Here is a 703-nt window from a genome sequence, read left to right on the forward strand (position 1 = left end):
CCCATAATACCAGCCAGCGCCTAAAGACGCTGGCTTTCACTTTGTTCAAGCCTTATTGCTTTTGACTCGTCACAAGCCTCTCAAAGAGGCATTCGCATTACTTACCATTATCCCTAAAGGGATTTTCATATTCTTTAACGCTTAATTTGTCCAAAACGATATCATGCTTCTCTTGTTCCTGGATATATTTCTTAATTGTGGCTTCATTAAGTCCTACCGTACTTACATAATATCCTTCTGCCCAAAAATGTCTGTTCCCAAATTTATATTTTAAATTGGCGTGTTTATCAAACATCATTAAGGCACTTTTACCTTTTAAATATCCCTTAAAACTAGCTACACTCATTCGTGGTGGAATACTTACTAACATATGGACATGATCTGGCATTAAGTGGCCTTCTATTATTTCAACGCCTTTATATTGGCATAGTCTGTGAAAAATCTCTCCCAGACTACTCCTATATTGATTATAGATTATTTTTCGTCTATACTTAGGTATAAATACAATGTGGTACTTACACATCCATTTTGTATGTGATAAACTGTGACCTTTTTGCGCCATAGTCTCAACTCATTTCGTTTTACAATTGGCTTGAACACCTATATTGTAACTCGTTTAGAGTGTTTTTGTTATGACGGTATAACCTTCGATGCGCACCCGCATAGCGGGTGGTTTATTTGTTTCGCACCTTCGGAGCGAAAC

General features: G+C 37.1%; 1 protein-coding gene. It reads right to left on the reverse strand.

Translation table 11 applies throughout. From position 1 onward, the window contains the following. Positions 1-97 precede the first annotated feature (97 nt). Positions 98-562 (reverse strand): IS200/IS605 family transposase, encoded by a 465-nt coding sequence (gene tnpA / locus AX663_RS05480; RefSeq protein ID WP_038676806.1) that lies wholly within the window; start codon positions 560-562, stop codon positions 98-100. Positions 563-703: the final 141 nt, after the last annotated feature.

Origin of the sequence: Streptococcus sp. CCH8-H5 (genome assembly GCF_001556505.1) — a bacterium.
In the GTDB taxonomy this organism is placed as follows: Bacteria; Bacillota; Bacilli; order Lactobacillales; family Streptococcaceae; genus Streptococcus.

Coding starts and splice junctions, on each gene's coding strand:
- tnpA (WP_038676806.1), bottom strand. CDS start 562: ATGGCGCAAAAAGGTCACAGTTTATCACATACAAAATGGATGTGTAAG.